The 15596-nt window shown below is 62.5% G+C and carries 12 protein-coding genes; 5 read left to right on the forward strand and 7 right to left on the reverse strand.

From position 1 onward, the window contains the following. Positions 1-2: 2 nt before the first annotated feature. The 5 genes from Q8X51_RS24685 to Q8X51_RS24705 form a co-directional block, all read right to left on the reverse strand. Complete coding sequence (locus Q8X51_RS24685) at positions 3-320, reverse strand: STAS domain-containing protein (protein ID WP_065927713.1); 318 nt, start codon at positions 318-320, stop codon at positions 3-5. Between the two features lie 33 nt (positions 321-353). Further along, positions 354-722 (reverse strand): response regulator, encoded by a 369-nt coding sequence (locus tag Q8X51_RS24690; protein ID WP_027605685.1) that lies wholly within the window; start codon positions 720-722, stop codon positions 354-356. A gap of 13 nt (positions 723-735) precedes the next feature. Beyond that, positions 736-1815, reverse strand: a complete 1080-nt coding sequence (locus tag Q8X51_RS24695; RefSeq protein ID WP_407694551.1) for a methyl-accepting chemotaxis protein — start codon at positions 1813-1815, stop codon at positions 736-738. A gap of 268 nt (positions 1816-2083) precedes the next feature. Beyond that, positions 2084-2713, reverse strand: coding sequence for a response regulator (locus Q8X51_RS24700; RefSeq protein WP_065927714.1), 630 nt, complete (start codon positions 2711-2713; stop codon positions 2084-2086). Further along, positions 2713-5586, reverse strand: coding sequence for a PAS domain-containing sensor histidine kinase (locus tag Q8X51_RS24705; RefSeq protein WP_407694525.1), 2874 nt, complete (start codon positions 5584-5586; stop codon positions 2713-2715). The genes Q8X51_RS24700 and Q8X51_RS24705 overlap by 1 nt, the downstream gene beginning before the upstream one ends. Positions 5587-6113: 527 nt before the next feature. Here Q8X51_RS24705 and Q8X51_RS24710 point away from each other — a divergent pair. Genes Q8X51_RS24710 through Q8X51_RS24730 form a run of 5 tightly spaced genes read left to right on the forward strand, consistent with a single transcriptional unit; the run spans position 6114 to position 13667 of the window. Continuing rightward, a complete protein-coding gene (locus Q8X51_RS24710; protein WP_407694526.1) occupies positions 6114-8546 on the forward strand; it encodes a TonB-dependent receptor plug domain-containing protein in 2433 nt (810 codons plus the stop codon). Between the two features lie 44 nt (positions 8547-8590). Then, positions 8591-10204 carry an ABC transporter substrate-binding protein gene (locus Q8X51_RS24715; RefSeq protein ID WP_074846634.1) on the forward strand — a complete coding sequence of 538 codons (1614 nt, stop codon included), beginning with the start codon at positions 8591-8593 and terminating at the stop codon, positions 10202-10204. Then, positions 10201-11151 carry an ABC transporter permease gene (locus tag Q8X51_RS24720; protein ID WP_065927718.1) on the forward strand — a complete coding sequence of 317 codons (951 nt, stop codon included), beginning with the start codon at positions 10201-10203 and terminating at the stop codon, positions 11149-11151. Before Q8X51_RS24715 ends, Q8X51_RS24720 begins: the two co-directional genes overlap by 4 nt. Before the next feature lie 3 nt (positions 11152-11154). Next, the gene (locus Q8X51_RS24725; protein WP_141606339.1) at positions 11155-12039 is read left to right on the forward strand and encodes an ABC transporter permease; all 885 of its coding nucleotides are present in this window, start codon (positions 11155-11157) and stop codon (positions 12037-12039) included. Beyond that, positions 12036-13667, forward strand: a complete 1632-nt coding sequence (locus tag Q8X51_RS24730) for a dipeptide ABC transporter ATP-binding protein (protein WP_065927720.1) — start codon at positions 12036-12038, stop codon at positions 13665-13667. The genes Q8X51_RS24725 and Q8X51_RS24730 overlap by 4 nt, the downstream gene beginning before the upstream one ends. Positions 13668-13670: 3 nt before the next feature. Here Q8X51_RS24730 and Q8X51_RS24735 read toward each other — a convergent pair whose 3' ends face one another. Both Q8X51_RS24735 and Q8X51_RS24740 read right to left on the reverse strand, forming a co-directional pair. Continuing rightward, positions 13671-15002, reverse strand: a complete 1332-nt coding sequence (locus Q8X51_RS24735; RefSeq protein ID WP_065927721.1) for an ABC transporter substrate-binding protein — start codon at positions 15000-15002, stop codon at positions 13671-13673. A 266-nt stretch (positions 15003-15268) separates the two neighbouring features. Beyond that, complete coding sequence (locus Q8X51_RS24740; RefSeq protein WP_407694527.1) at positions 15269-15412, reverse strand: hypothetical protein; 144 nt, start codon at positions 15410-15412, stop codon at positions 15269-15271. Positions 15413-15596: the final 184 nt, after the last annotated feature.

The raw sequence follows: 15596 nt of genomic DNA on the forward strand, positions 1-15596 counted from the left end.
GCTTACGCTCCGACCGACTGGGTGAAACTCGCATTGGTGAAGTAGTCGTCAAGGCCGCTGAGGCGAAAGGCTTCGCTCACCGTCGAACTGGGGTTGCTCAGCAACAGCTGGGTGCCCTCCTTGAGAGACTCGCGCTTGATGAGGATCAACAGCTGCAAACCGGCACTGTCGAGTTCATCGACACTGGACAGGTCCAACTCGACTTCATGGGCCAGGGGAAACAACGACAACAGCACGTCCTTTTGCTCGGCAGCCGTGTAGATCGTCAAGGGGCCCTCCATGACCTGGATTCGACGTAGCATCGGGACGGAGCTTTTCATGCAAACCTCCTGGCCAGCGGTCGCTGGTCATCGCTATGGCAGGATCAACTTGGAGACGGCAGTCAGCATTTGCGCAGGCTGGAAGGGCTTGACCATCCAGGCCTTGGCACCGGAAGCCTGGCCTTGCTGCTTCATCGCATCGCTGGCTTCGGTGGTCAGCATGATGACCGGCGTAAACTTGTAGGCCGGCAACAGCTTGGCGGCCTTGACGAAACTGAGGCCATCCATGTTGGGCATGTTCACGTCGCTGACAATCAGGTGGATTTTGCGGCCGTCCAGTTTGCTCAGGGCGTCTTTGCCATCACAGCCTTCGATCACGTCGTAACCGGCGCCTTTGAGGGTGATGCTCACCACCTGGCGGATGGAGGCCGAGTCGTCGACGATCAGAATGGTTTTGCTCATCGGAAAAACTCCTCTAGAAAAACGTGATTTCGTTGGCAGCGGCCTGGGCAGGCGCTTTACCGCCATGAATGGCGTGCTGCTCCGGCATGGTGTAGGCCGTTGACAGCTCCTGCAGCCAACGGTCACTGCTCATTGGCGCCAGGGACTGTCCGCTGAGGCTCGACTCATGACGTTCGTCCAACTGCTGCTGCAACTTGTCGAGGTCGCGGGTAATCAAGGTCAACATCTGGCTGACGCGGTCCTGGAACTGCAGGGCAACCAGCACCTGGGCAATCTCGTCGGCGACGTTGGCGCTCTGCTGCTGCAGGTCATGGCTGTTGCGCACAATGGTCTGGGCGGTTGCGCGAAAATGTTCGATAACCTCCGACACCACGCGCTCCGAATCGGCGAGGGTCAGGGTGTCTTGTTCGGCGTGGTGGCGGGACATCTGCACCGTACGGGCGATGGCGGCGTTGACGGTGATCACGGTTTCGCTGATCTTGCGCCCGGTCTCGCCGGACATGCTCGACAACTTGCGCACTTCATCGGCGACCACCGCAAACCCTCGCCCCGCCTCCCCGGCTCGCGCAGCTTCGATAGCCGCGTTGAGGGCAAGCAGGTTGGTTTGACTGGCGATGTCGCCGACAAACTTGGCCATCTGCTGAAGCTGCTCGGTGAAGCCCGAGAGTTGCATGACTTCCTTGAGCTCATTCTCCTTATTGGTGAGCGCGGCGCGCAGGGCCACGACGATAGAGTTGAGGTCGGCCTGGCCCACCTCCAGCAAGTCGACCAATTGTTGCGAAGCGTCCTGGCCGCCATTGCTGGAGACGCTGTGGCTGATGTTGGATGACAGCGCGCCAAAACGCTCGCTGAGGCTGAGAATCGAGGTTTCACTGATCGAACGCGCCGCTTCTATCTGCCGCGACCAGATCGGCAGCACGCTGACGCACACCTGTGCCAGGCCGTTATCGACGGCCAGCGTCGGAGCAATGGATGCCGGTTGATCGAGCTGCTGTTGCAGGCCACCCCACTGCGCCCGGCACCTGCTGTTTGCCCACAGGCCCATGCCGATACACAACGTAAACAAGGCGCCACCAGCGGCCAGCGACACCATGCTGAAGCGCTCGCTCCAGGCAATCGCAAGCCCGCCCAGCAGACCCGCGAACGCAACCGGAAACAGGGTCAAAGCAGCGGAAGGGGGTGGTGTCGGTGCGCTCACGGTTTGTCTCCCTGTCAAGGCATGTCGTCACGACCTGACCGGTCATTCGACTGCTTGAAAGAGATACTGGCCCGATAATGGCACTGCCACCATCGGAGCATCCCTATTCTGGGGTAGGGATCCTGGAAAACCGCCTAGGAAAATCCCTACCCCCGTACACGCTTCACGAAATACCCAGGGTCATGGCGAAGCGCACAATGTCTGCGGTGGAGGAAAACCCCATTTTTTCCATCAGCCGGGTCTTGTGGGTGCTGACCGTCTTGTTACTGATGACCAACTGCTCGGCGATCTGGTTGACGCTCATACCGTGCGCCAGCAGGCGCAGGATCTGGAACTCGCGATCGGACAAACTCTCGACAAAGGTCTGCTGCTTCAAGCCACTGCTTTGCAGCGCGATCTGTTCCGCCAGCCCGGGGTCCAGGTAGCGTTGGCCACTGACCACTCGACGCATCGCGACCAACAGGGTTTCGGGATCGCGGTCCTTGGTCAGGTAGCCAAGTGCACCGGCGCGTAATGCCCGTTGCGCGATATGGATTTCGTTATGCATGCTCAACACCAGAATCGGCAGTTTCGGGTATTGGGTATGCAGGCGCGCAATCAGAATCTCGCCGCTGATACCCGGCATATTCATGTCGAGCAGCAACAGGTCGATCTCGACTTGGCGCAACAGTTCGATCAGTTGCGTACCACTCTCGGCTTCGGCCACCACCTGCACGTCGGCGACCAGCGAGAATAGTTGCTTGAGCCCTTCGCGCATGATGGTGTGGTCATCGGCGATCAGCATGCGAATCATCAATACCTATCCTTGTGCATCGGAATGAACGCCTGGACCGTAGTGCCCTGCCCAGGATGACTGAAAATGATCACTTTGCCGCCCAGCATCAGGCCGCGCTCACGCATGCCGGCCAAGCCCAGGGTCTGGCGGCCGACGGCATCGGGGTCAAAGCCCTTGCCGTTATCCTGGACCTCGAGCACCCAGTGCGTCTCCTGCGGGCTCAGGGTGACGCTGACCTGCGTCGCTTGGGCATAACGCGCGATATTGGTCAGCGATTCCTGCACGATGCGAAACGCTGCGGTCACGTGGGTATCCGGAAGGGTCAGGGGAATCAGCGGCAGGTTCAACGCACAGGGAACCTGGGTCAGGGTGACGAATTCGGCTGTCAGCCATTCAAGACCGGACACCAGCCCCAGGTTCAGCGCGGAGGGGCGCAGGCTCGTGGACACATTGCGCACGACCTGGATGGTCTTGTCGGTCAGCCCCATCAAGCGCTCGACCTGAGGGGTGAGCTCAGGCGTATCGGCGCCGAACTGAAACCTCAGCAACGAGATGCCCATGCGCAGCGCCGTCAGGTGCTGGCCCAGTTCGTCATGGATCTCCCTGGCAATCAGTTTGCGCTCCTCTTCCCGCGCCGTTTCCCGGCGGGTCGACAGGTCGCGTAATTGTGCGTTGGAATTGGCCAGGCGCCGCTCCGCCGCGCGCAGCTTGGAAATATCGCGCCCGACGGCCAGCACGCTGACGACGCGCTGGCCGTCGACCTCGGGAACAAAGTGGATCAACACCACCTTGGGCGCGGTTTTCAAACCCGACAATAAGAACTCCTGTTCCGTGGCTTTATTCTGGCGAATCACCTGGGCCACCAATTCTCGAAAAAGCTGGGACTGGGCGTTCAGGGGCACCACTTCATCCATGGGCATGCCCATCAGTTCCGGCCAGGCCCCGCCCACCCATTTTCGCAACTGCGCATTGACGTAGAGCACCTCGCCGAGAACACTCAAGCGCGCGACGGCGTCCGGGCTGTTTTCCACCAGGGCGTTGATGTCGTGCTGGCGTTCCAGTTCTTTCTGTCGGGCCCGGGTCAAATGGGTCACATCACGACCGATCACCAACACCCGCAGGCCCACGCTGCCCGAGTCGGCCACCGGCACCAGGGTAAAGTGCAGGTTGCGCACTTCGTTGCGCAGCACCATGCTCTCCTCAGACTCCACCACCCGTCCGGCGGCCCTGCATTGGTCATGGAGGGCCTGGATTCTTTCCGCGTTGAGCCGGCCAAAGATCGACGCCAGCGCCTCGCCAATAACCTCGCCATGGGGTTTCCCAAGTACCTGCAACAGGGCCGGATTGACCTCGACACAGCGCAGCTCACCCCGTGGCGCTGCTTCCAGCAGGCACAACATGTCCAGGGTATGGTCGAAAATATCCCGGTAGCGGCGCTCGCGCTCCCTGAGCAAGGATTCGGAGCGCCAGCGTTCAATGGCAATCGCGGCAATGTGGCAGGTCTGGCGCACGCGCTGCAGGTCGCTATCATCCAGCGCAGAGCCGGGCGAGCGCGACAACGCGAAAGCCCCAAGGGTCTGTCCCTGATTGTCGAGGATGGGCTCGTACCAGCAGGCGGAAGAAGGCTTGGATACCGACGAATCGAGGCTTTGCGGTTCAGCAAGCACTACGCCACAGGAACAGTGAGGCAAGGCCAGTTGAAGATAGCTCACCAGCAACCCCAGGGTTTCGTCCAGTGAGGCGCCCGTGGCCATTGTTTCGAAGATGCGCAGACGTGCGTCCTCAAGCACTTGCTGTTTGCGCAACTCAGTGATGTCGTGGGCCAGTGCGAGCACGCCTGCCACCTCACCGGATGGGCTGCGTTCAGCCATCAGGCTGACGACACAACTCACCGCTTCACCACCGGGGCCGGCCGGCCAACTGTTGAGGAATTGAGCGGTCTCGCCTGTGGATGCCACATGACGCAGATGGTCGAGGTAATCGCCGGGCTGCTCCCTGGGGCTGGCGCCTATGGCCTCGTCATAAGACATGCCGGTCAAGAGCAGGAACGTCGGGTTGACGTACGTACGCAACAGGTTGCGATCGTAGCGAACAATAATGTTGGGGGAATTCTCCGCCAGGGTGAGGAATTTCAGCTCGCTGCCCAGCAAGGTTTCGCGAAGCTGCCAGTTCTCGGTGATGTCTTCCAGTTGGGAGACAAAACAGATCGGCTGCCCCTGGTCGTCCCGCACCAGCCCCACGGTCAGGCGCACCCAGACAACCTGGCCGTCGTGGTGGATGTAGCGTTTATGCAAGGTAGCGCCCTGCCGTGCACCGCCCTTCAACTCTTCTATCAGCTGCTTGCCCACTTCGCGGTCTTCGGGGTGGGTCAAGGCCATGAACGTGGTGTTTTGCAGCTGTGCCTCGCTGTAGCCAAGCAGCCTGCAAATGACGCTATTGGCCCTCAGCCAACGACCGTCCAGTGACACGAGGGCCAAGCCAGTGCCGGAGGAATCGAAAATGGCTTCAAGGGGGATCTCGGAGAAGCGCTCGCTGTGGGAATGCGCGGTTGGGGGCCCAGGCAGGGGAAGGATTTCAACAATAAAATAGTCGTCGCGCCACGGTGTCATCGACAGGTTCAACCGGCCGGACTGCCTCGCGGTCGCCTCGAAACACACCCGGGATTGCCCATCGGCCTTTTCCAGCGCCGCATAAAAAAGCTGGCTGTCCTGCGGGCGCAGCAAGGAGAGAAACTCGGTGTTTGCCTCAGGAGAGACGCCGTTCTGACACTGCAACGTTGAAAACGCAGGGTTGCCCAACACGACCCGTGCAGATCGATCCAGGACCACAACCGCACCCGACAGGCAGGCAAATACGCCTTTAAGGGTTTGCAGCACTTCCTTGACTGCCATTACCGCTCCTGCATACGTCCACGCTTACGATGAAGACCCCACCGTAAATACTTCAAAAGTTGTTGCTGGTTCGGCCCATAAAAGCCTGGGTATCTGGCGAAGCCGGTAACCGAACCAGTCAATTGAATGTATGCCCAACGGGTGCCCACAAAAACAACACCCTATGGATAGCGTTGCCCGGCACTTGATGGAGACTATCGTAGTCTCATTTACGGCCGGCGCCAGCCAGACTAAAGATTTACGTTCAGCCGCAGGGAATCCTCACGCCGACCTCAGGCATGCCACCCCACGTCGATGTTTTGGATGTCGAACACTCAACCCACGCCAAGGCCCTACACATAATAAAAATAGATGATCTTATAAATTTACAAGATAACAATATCTAATAATTAGCTTATTCCAAAAAAGACTTTCCCCACGGTTTTTTATAGGGATATCTTCATTCCACACACCGACCCCATGCCTGGCGGAGGACGTACCCCCGATCACCAGGAGCCTTCAGCAGGCTTACATGGACCCTTCCCGACATGCCAGACATCGCCGCCCCCCTACCCCGCAGAAGATTCCACCTGTCACTGCTGACCAGTTCCCTGCTGCTGGCCGGCGCGCCCTCCTTCGCCGAAGCCGCCGCCGACGAGGCCAAGCTCGATACGGTGACCGTGATCTCCACCGGTTTGCGTGGCCAGCAACGCACCGTGGCCGACAGCCCGGCACCGATTGACGTGATCAACAGCGAACAGTTGCTCAAGACCGGGCGCGCCGAGTTGTCCGAGGCGATTGCCAAGCTGCTGCCGTCGTTCAACTTCGGCACCAATATCGCCGGCTACAACTCGGTGACGCGTCCGCTGAGCAACCGCAGCCTCGGCCCGGCCTATACCCTGGTGCTGGTCAACGGCAAACGCCGGCACAACGGCGCCACCGGCCAGCGCGGGTCGATCGACAACAACGGCGCCAATGCGGTGGACATCGACCTGATCCCGGTCAGTTCGGTGGACCACATCGAGGTGCTTAAAGACAGCGCGGCGGCCCAGTACGGTTCCGATGCCGTGGCCGGGGTGATCAATATCATCCTCAAGACCGGCAACAGCGGCGGGCATCTGGAAACCAGCTACGGCCAGTTGTTTTCCGGCCAGGGTGAGACGATCAAGGTGGCCGGCGACCAGGGTTTCAAGCTGGGCGACGGCGGCTTTTTCCACCTCTCCGCCGACGCCCGCAAACGCGGCGAGGCCGCGTGGAACGACAAGGCCGACAGCAGCGTACGCGCCTTCAACGACCCGGCCAGGGAAGCGGCCTGGGACCGCGTGGCAATCAAGAACGGCGACCCCGACCTGAAGGCCTTCAACCTCGCCTACAACACCGAACTGCCCCTGGAAGACCTGACGCTCTACTCGTTCTCAACCTACGGCGAGCGCGATGCCGAGGCCGCCAACTACTTCCGCCTGCCGACCGGCCGGGCCGCCGTGCCCGAGGTGTTCCCCGACGGCTACTACCCGCTGAACAACATCAAGGACCGCGACTACCAACTGCTGTTCGGCGGCAAGGGCCAGGCGGCCGAGTGGAACTGGGACCTGAGCACCACCTACGGACGCAACAACGTCCACCATTCCAGCGACCTGAATATCAACCCGTCCCTGGGCACCGCCTCGCCGACCAGGTTCGACAACCTGGCGACCTTTCGCTTCGAGCAGTGGGTGAACAACCTGGACTTTACTCGCCGCTACGACAGCCTGTTCAACCTGACCTCGCCGGTGCAAGTGTCGGCCGGCCTGGAGCATCGCTGGGAACATTTCAGCACCTTCGCCGGTGACCCCGAAGCCTATATCACCGGCACCTACCCGGCGGCATCGGGCGCACAGGCGGCGGTGACGATTCGCCCGGAGGATGAAGTCAGCCTGATCCGCAACAACTACGCCGGCTACCTGGACCTGGGCTTCGACCTGACCGAACGCTGGTTTCTCGACGTCGCCGGGCGCATCGAACATTACGATGACGACTCGGGCAACACCTTCGGCCTCAAAGTGAATTCGCGCTACGAGTTGACCGACAGCGTCGCCGTGCGCGGCACCGTCGGCACCGGCTTCCGGGCGCCATCCCTGACCCAGATCGGCTACACCGTGGCCGACAACCGGGTGGCCGTCGACGTGAACGGCAACGTGGTGCCCGCCGTGACCCGCCTGACCCCGTCGGGCAGCAACCTGGCCAAGGCCTTGGGTGGCGATGACCTCAAGCCGGAAAAGTCACGCAACCTCGGGCTGGGCTTGACCTGGCAGCCGGCACCGCGCACCAGCATCACCGCCGACGCTTACCTGATCGACATCGACGACCGCATCGCCCTGACCAGCAATATCTACGATCAGGGCAACGGCGTGATCAACGGCATCCTCACCGCCCAAGGCGTGCCCTCGGGGACCTGGGTCAACTACTACACCAACGCCTTCGATACCCGCACCCGTGGCCTGGACGTGGTCGCCGACCACACCACGCCGCTGGATGCCTGGGGCGATGTGCGCTGGAGCCTGGGCTTCAACTGGAACAAGACCACTATCGAAGGCACACGGGACACCCCGAGTGCGCTGGCCAACTCCGGCGTCACCCTGGTGGGCCGCGACCGCGAAGGCGATCTCACGCAAGCCTCGCCCAAGACCAAATGGATCCTGGGCGCCAACTGGAAGGTCGAGGACCTCGCAGTGAACCTGCAAACCAGCCGCTACGGTGCGGTCAAGACCCTGGCGGTAAACCCCTCCGGCGACCGCAGCTTCGGTGCGAAATGGATCACCGACCTGGACGTCAGCTACACCTTCGTCGACCAGATCACCGTCAGCATCGGCGGCACCAACATCTTCGACGTGCGCCCCGACCGGCACGCCGTCTACAGCAACCTGGGCCTGGCGCCCTACGGTAACCCGCCGTTCTACCCCGGCGGTGGCTACTGGTACACCAAGCTGGCCTACGACTTCTAAGCCAATCGCCATACGAGGGCATCCCATTGAACACCTCCAACTTGATGAGCCGTCTATTGGCCCCTTGCGTCCTGATGTTGAGCCTGGCCGCCTGCTCACCTGCGGGCAGTGACAGCCAGGCCGGCAAGACCCTGAACATCGCCTTCTTTGGCGACAACACCATCCTGGTCAGCATTGATCCGTTCCAGGTCTACTGGCTCGAACACCGGGTGCTGCTGCGCAATATCGCCGAATCCCTCACCGACCAGGACCCGCAGACCGGCAGGATCATTCCCTGGCTGGCGAAAAGCTGGGAAGTCAGTGACGACGCGTTGACCTACACCTTCCACCTGCGCGACAACGTCACCTTCAGCAACGGCGAACGCTTCGATGCCAAGGCCGTGAAAACCGCGTTTGACAGCAACAAGGCACTGGCGACCGAGCTGCCGGCCACCTTCGGCGCGACGTACCTGGCAGGCTTTGATCACGCCGAAGTGGTCGATGACTTGACCGTCAAACTGGTGCTCGCCAAACCCAATGCGGGCTTCCTGCAGGCGACCTCCACGACCAACCTGGCCATCCTCGCGCCGGCCTCCTACGCGCTGAGCGTCAAGGAACGCTCACTCGGCAAGATCATCGGCACCGGCCCGTTCGTATTGGCCAGCTACACCCCGGAAGTCGGCGCGCACCTGACCAAGCGCAAGGGTTACGCCTGGGCGTCGGCCAATATGAAAAACCAGGGCGAAGCGCACCTGGATGCGGTGGACGTCACCTACATCCCCGAGGAAAGCGTGCGTAACGGCCTGTTCCTGCAAGGCAAGGCCGACATCCTGTGGCCCCGCAACCCGTTCTCGGAAGTCGACCTGAAACTGTTCCAATCCAAGGGCGCCACCATCCAGAGCCGCTCGCTGCCGGGGCCCTCCCTGAACCTGTTGCCCAACACCCGTGGCGGTCGCGTATTGGCCGATAAACAGGTGCGTCTCGCCGTGCAGAAAGCCATCGACCGCAAGAGCTACGCGAGTACCGTCTACAACGACGAGTTCGCGGTGGTAGACGGCATCTTTGATGTGACCACGCCTTACTTCAAGAGCCAGGGCGCCAAGCTCGCCTATGACCCGGTGGGCGCCGAGCGCCTGTTGGACGCTGCCGGCTGGGCCAAAGGCGCAGACGGCTATCGGCAGAAGGACGGTAAGCGCCTGAGCCTGAACTACAACGTCATGCAGGCCGAGACCGCCGGCGATGTGCTGCTGCAGGACCAACTGCGCAAAGTCGGCATTGAGGTAAAACTCAGCGTGGTAACGCGTGCCGAATGGGTCGCCAACAACTCCGCCGGCAACTACGACCTGACGATCAGCTACATGACCCGCGCCGATCCGATCATCCTGCAAACCATCCTTGATCCACGTACTGCCAACAGCTCAACCGTAGCGACGAACATCTTTGAGCCGCAGGTGCTTGAGCGCGCCAAGGGCCTGTTTGACGCCGGCATCACCGCCACCCAAAGCGCTCAAAGGGCGGCAGCCTACGGCGACCTGCAGGACCTGCTGATCGACGAGGGCTCGGCGTTCCCGGTGTATGAGCGCGTGTGGCAGGCCGCGACGTCGCCCAAGGTGAAAAACTTCCGCTGGACCGCCGAAGGCTTCGCGCTGCTGGGCGATATCGAGGTCGGCACGCCATGAGCCGCTACCTGATCGGCCGGGTCGGCCAGGCGCTGCTGGTGCTATGGGGGGCCTATAGCATCACCTACTTCATCCTTTATCTGCTGCCGGGCGATACCTTGTCGATCATGCTCAGCGCGTCCGGCATGGAAGCCGACGCCCTGTCGGTGGAAGACCTGGCCAAGGCGCGCGCCTACTACGGCTTGGACAAAGGCCTGTTCGAGCAATATATCGACCTGCTGCTGGGGGCATTGCGCGGGGACTTCGGGCAGTCGCTGTCACTCAATCGCCCGGTGGCCGAATTGCTCGCCGAACGCCTTCCCCAGACCCTTTCCCTGGCCGGCCTGGCGATTGTGCTCTCGCTGCTCGGCGGTATCGGCCTGGCTTACCTCACCGCGTATATCCGCTGGCAACCGCTGAAAAAGGCATTGGCGCGCTTGCCGTCCCTGGGCTTTTCGGTGCCGGTGTTCTGGATGGGGTTGCTGTTGATCCAGGTGTTTGCGTTTGGCCTGGGTTGGTTTCCCGCCACTGGCAGCCGCGGGGTTGAAAGCCTGGTGCTGCCGGCGATCACCCTGGCGATTCCCAGCGCAGCGGTGTACGCCCAAGTGCTGCAACGCAGCTTCCAGGGCGTGTGGAAAGAGGCCTATATCCTCACTGCGTACGCCAAGGGCTTGAGCCGGGGCCAGGTGCAGGCGCGCCACGGGTTCAGGAACGCCGCGCTGCCGATCCTCACCCTGATCGGCCTGCAGGTGGGTAACACCGTGTCCGGCGCGGTGCTGGTGGAAACCATCTTCGCTCGCTCCGGCATCGGCCGCCTGGCCCAGGAAGCGGTGCTGCGCCAGGACATTCCGGTGGTGCTGGCCATCGTCGCGGTCTCGGCGGCGGCATTTGTCCTGGTGAACCTGCTGGTGGACCTGCTTTACCCCTGGCTCGACCCGCGCATCTCCCACACGCCCAAGGTGTCCTAGACCATGACCACGCTTACCCGGAAACTGATCCGCAGCGAAACACTCTGGCGCCGCCGCAGCCCCTTACAACGCGCAACGGCGACACTCCTGCCATTGCTGCGCCGCCCAGGGTTCAGCCTGGCGGTGCTGGTGGTGCTGTTCTCGCTGGTCGCCGCCGTGACGCCGCAGTTGCTGAGCAGCTTCGACCCTTACGCCACCGCGCCCGCCGCCAAACTCAGCGCCCCCAACCTGACCCACTGGTTCGGCACCGATGAGCTGGGCCGCGACCTGTTCACCCGCGTGGTCTACGGCGCCAGCCTGTCAGTGCTGGCCGCCTCCCTGGCGGTCGGCATCGCCCTGGTGGGCGGGTTGGGGCTCGGCATTTTGTCCGGGTTTGCCGGTGGCCGTATCGATGCCCTGATCATGCGCTTTGTCGATGTGCTGCTGGCCCTGCCCGGCCTGTTGCTGGCCCTGGCGATTGTCACGGCCATTGGCTTCGGTACGGTACCCGTGGCGATTGCCGTGGGCATTGGCATCATTCCCGGCTTTGCCCGCACCACCCGTGCCGAAGTGCTGCGGGTGAAAACCCTGCCCTATGTCGAAGCCGCTCGCCTGGGCGGTGCCAGTTGGGGCCGCACGTTGTTGCGGCACATCCTGCCCAACGCCTGGGGCCCGGTAGCCGTGCTGGCGACCCTGGATTTCGGCGCCGCGATCCTCGCCACCGCAGGCTTGAGTTTTCTCGGTTTCGGCGCCGCCCCACCGGCGGCGGAATGGGGCACCTTGATAGCCAACGGCCGCCACTTCCTGATCACTGCTCCGTGGGTGTCCTTGTTGCCTGGCCTGTTCCTGGTGGCCGTGGTGTTCAGCCTCAACCATATCGCCCGCACGTTCGAGGAGATCCAGCGATGAGCACCCAGCCGCTTTTAATCGATGTGCGCCAACTGAGTGTCGACTACCGTTCCGGCGGCCAGCTCAATCCGGCGGTGCGCAGCCTGTCGTTTTCACTCACCCAGGGCGAGACCGTGGCGATTGTCGGCGAGTCCGGCTCGGGCAAATCCACCCTGGCTAACGCCATCCTAGGCCTGCTGCCCGAGAATGCGCAGATCGGCGCCGGTGAACTGTGGGTGGATGGCCACAACCTGACCCACGCCAGCGAACGGCAGAAACGCAAGCTGCGTGGGCGCACCATCGGCCTGGTGCCCCAGGACCCGATGGTCAGCCTCAACCCCACATTGCGCATCGGCCAGCAAATCGCCGAGGCGCTGGTACTCGCCAAGGGCAAACGCTACCCCGCTGTCGACGCCGACATTGTCGAGCTGCTGCAACAGGTGGGCATCGACAAGCCGGTACTTCGCGCACGCCAGTATCCCCATGAACTCTCCGGCGGCATGCGCCAGCGCGTGCTGATCGCCATCGCCCTGGCCGGCAACCCGCGCCTGATCATCGCCGACGAGCCCACCAGCGCCCTCGACGTGACCGTGCAGCGCAAGATCCTCGACCACTTGCAGCGCCTGGTCAGTGAACGCGGCATTTCCCTGCTGATCATCACCCATGACCTGGGCGTGGCGCTCGACCGTGCCGACCGCATCCTGGTGATGCAACAGGGTGAAGTGGTAGAGCAAGGTCCGCCACGGCAGATCCTCGCGCACCCCAGCCACGACTACACCCGCGCGCTGATCGCCGCCGCACCCGCCTTCGCCAGGCGGCGTGAACCGTTGCTCAACCTCGACCTGGGACGTGAGCCGATCCTGAGCCTGCACAACGTCGGCAAGACGTTTGCCCTGCCCAAGGTCAAGGGCGAGCCCTCGACCTTCGTGGCCCTGGAGGATCTGAGCCTGGAGGTCTACCCCGGCCAGACCCTGGCCATCGTCGGCGAGTCCGGCTCGGGCAAGAGCACCGCGCTGCGTATCGCCCTGGGCCTGGAAAAGCCGACCCAGGGCCGGGTGCGGTTCGAGCAGCAAGACGTCACCGACCTGAGCTGGCGCGACTTCCGCCCGTTGCGCCAACGCCTGCAACTGGTGCAACAAAACCCCTTCGCGGCGCTGGACCCGCGCTTCACGGTATTCGACAGCATTGTGGAGCCGCTGGTGTCGTTTGGCTTGCTCAAGGGCGCCGCCCTGGAGCAGGCAGCGCGGGCGTTGATCAGCCGCGTGCACCTGCCGGTGAGCTTTCTGGATCGTCTGCCCCGTGAACTGTCGGGTGGGCAGTGCCAACGGGTCGCCATCGCCAGGGCCTTGGCGTTGAAACCCGACCTGCTGTTGCTGGATGAACCGGTCAGCGCCCTCGACGTGTCGGTGCAGGCGCGCATCCTCGACCTGCTGGAAGAGCTGCAACGGGAGATGGGCATTGCCTATGTGCTGGTGTCCCACGACTTGTCAGTGGTGGCCAACTTCGCCCATGAGGTGCTGGTGCTGCGCAATGGCCGCGTGGTTGAGCAAGGCTCGGTCGCGCAGATCTTCAACCAGCCGGCCAGCGACTACACCCGCGAACTGATTGCCGCCATCCCTGGCCGGCAACTTACGGCAAGCGCCGCCTGAGGTTTACTGTGCCGAGCAATCACGCGCCACGATGCCCTTCTCCTGGGCATACGCGGCGGACTTGGCTTCGATCAACGGACGCAAGGTGGCGCGATCGGCCTGCAGCCAGTCGGTCACCAGCACCCATTTTTGCCCATCCCACTGCTGCACCCGGGCGGAGCCGCCACCTTCGTGGTCGGCGCAGGACAGCTTCAACGGTGCCAGCAGACCTTCGAAGCCCATGGCCTTGAGGCGCGCGGCGTCGATGTCCAGGTGCTCGAACGCCCAGCGGGTTTCCTCGCCGTTCAGCGCGCGGTTGCCGAATTTGGCCTGGCCGGTGCGCAGCGCTTCGACGGCAATCGCGGCGTTGATCAGGCCGATGTTGTAGTAGACCTTGCCGAAGTAGCTGGGGTCCTTGAGGTTGCTCTTGCCGGGATCGAGGATGAACTGCCTGAGCTTTTTATGGATGTCGAAACTGTCGCCACCGGGGAACGGCGCCAACGCCTGGTAGCCTTTAGCGGCGGTGCCGGCGGGTATCACGTCGGCTTCGGAGCCGGCCCAGACATCACCGATCAGGCGGTCCACGGGGATGCCAAAGCGCACGGCGGTCTTGATGCCGACGGGGGTGGACACGCCCCAGGTGCGCAGGAACACCCAGTCCGGGTTGATCTGCCGCACCTGGCGCCACTGGGTCGACTGCTCGTTGCCGGGGTCGGCCACGGGGATCTGGATGTTCTCGAACCCGTATTTTTGCGCCAGCAATTGCATGGCTGCCTGGGTTTCGCGGCCGTAGGCGGAGTCGTGATAGACGGTGACGATCTTCTTGCCCTTGAGCTTGTCCAGGCCGCCTTCGCGCTGGGCGATGTAGTTGATGCCCACCGACGCCTGGCCGTAGTAGTTAAGCAACAACGGGAACGCGTAGGGAAACACGCGGCCATCGGTGGATTCGGTACGCCCGCCGGCGCCATCGATCAGCGGGATGTGGTCAATGGCGGCACGGTCCATCAGCGCATAGGAGGCCGGTGTGCTGTGGGTGAAGAAGAACCCGGTGGGTGCGCCGTCGAGACCGGCTTTGTAGCGCTCATAGCATTCGATGATGCGGTCGGTCTTCCACTCGGTCTCGCACTCCTGCCAGACCAGCTTGACGCCGTTCACGCCGCCTTCGACTTCGTTGATGTAGCGAAAGTAATCAATCTCCCCCGCCCACCACGGAATGCCGCTGGAAGCGTAGGCGCCGACCCGGTAGGTGGCCAGCGGGATGAACTGTTGATCGTTGGCGGCCTGGGCAACCGGCCCGCCCAAGGCGCCGAGTGCCAGCAGGCTGGCGATGACTGTGCGATGCAAGACGTTGTGCATGGGTGTGGTTTCTTATGAAAGGTGAGGTTTCCCTCCCGTTGTCGGGTCAGCGCCAATCGGGTCACAACACAATTCATGCCAAGCCTGGAAGCCCCTCACTTCGAGGGTTGGCGCTGTACCAGTCACCCTTCACGACCAGGACAATCGAACACTTTATTGAACCGCTGTTGCGCTACCAACACTGCGCTCGGTCGTCAGGGTTGACCTGCAACTGAAAAACCTCACCAACCGCTACTACGGGTACGCCTGGTATGGCCCGGACGGCGTCAAAGCGTCGCTGCACTCACCGGGTGACGGGCACACCGAGCCTGGGCGAGGTGCCGAGTGGTGAGGGTGGTTGCTTCCGTGGCGGCCTTCGGGCCGACCATGTCGTTGGCTTTGACCGAGTACATATCCGTTGTTGCGGTCACGGCCACTTAGGGTTCCGCTCTTACAGCGGGTCACTTTGGAAAAGCCCCAAAGTAACCAAAGGGCTCTTGCCCCAACACTCGGCACCTCGCCTAGGCTCGGTGTGCCCGAACGCAGGCTTGAATCCGTGGGCCGCCGTCATGGGCCATCCTTGGCCCAGGACGGCTAACCCGGCGTCCTGCCGGG

Source organism: Pseudomonas sp. Yb2C2, from assembly GCF_052112325.1.
GTDB lineage: Bacteria > Pseudomonadota > Gammaproteobacteria > Pseudomonadales > Pseudomonadaceae > Aquipseudomonas > Aquipseudomonas marginalis.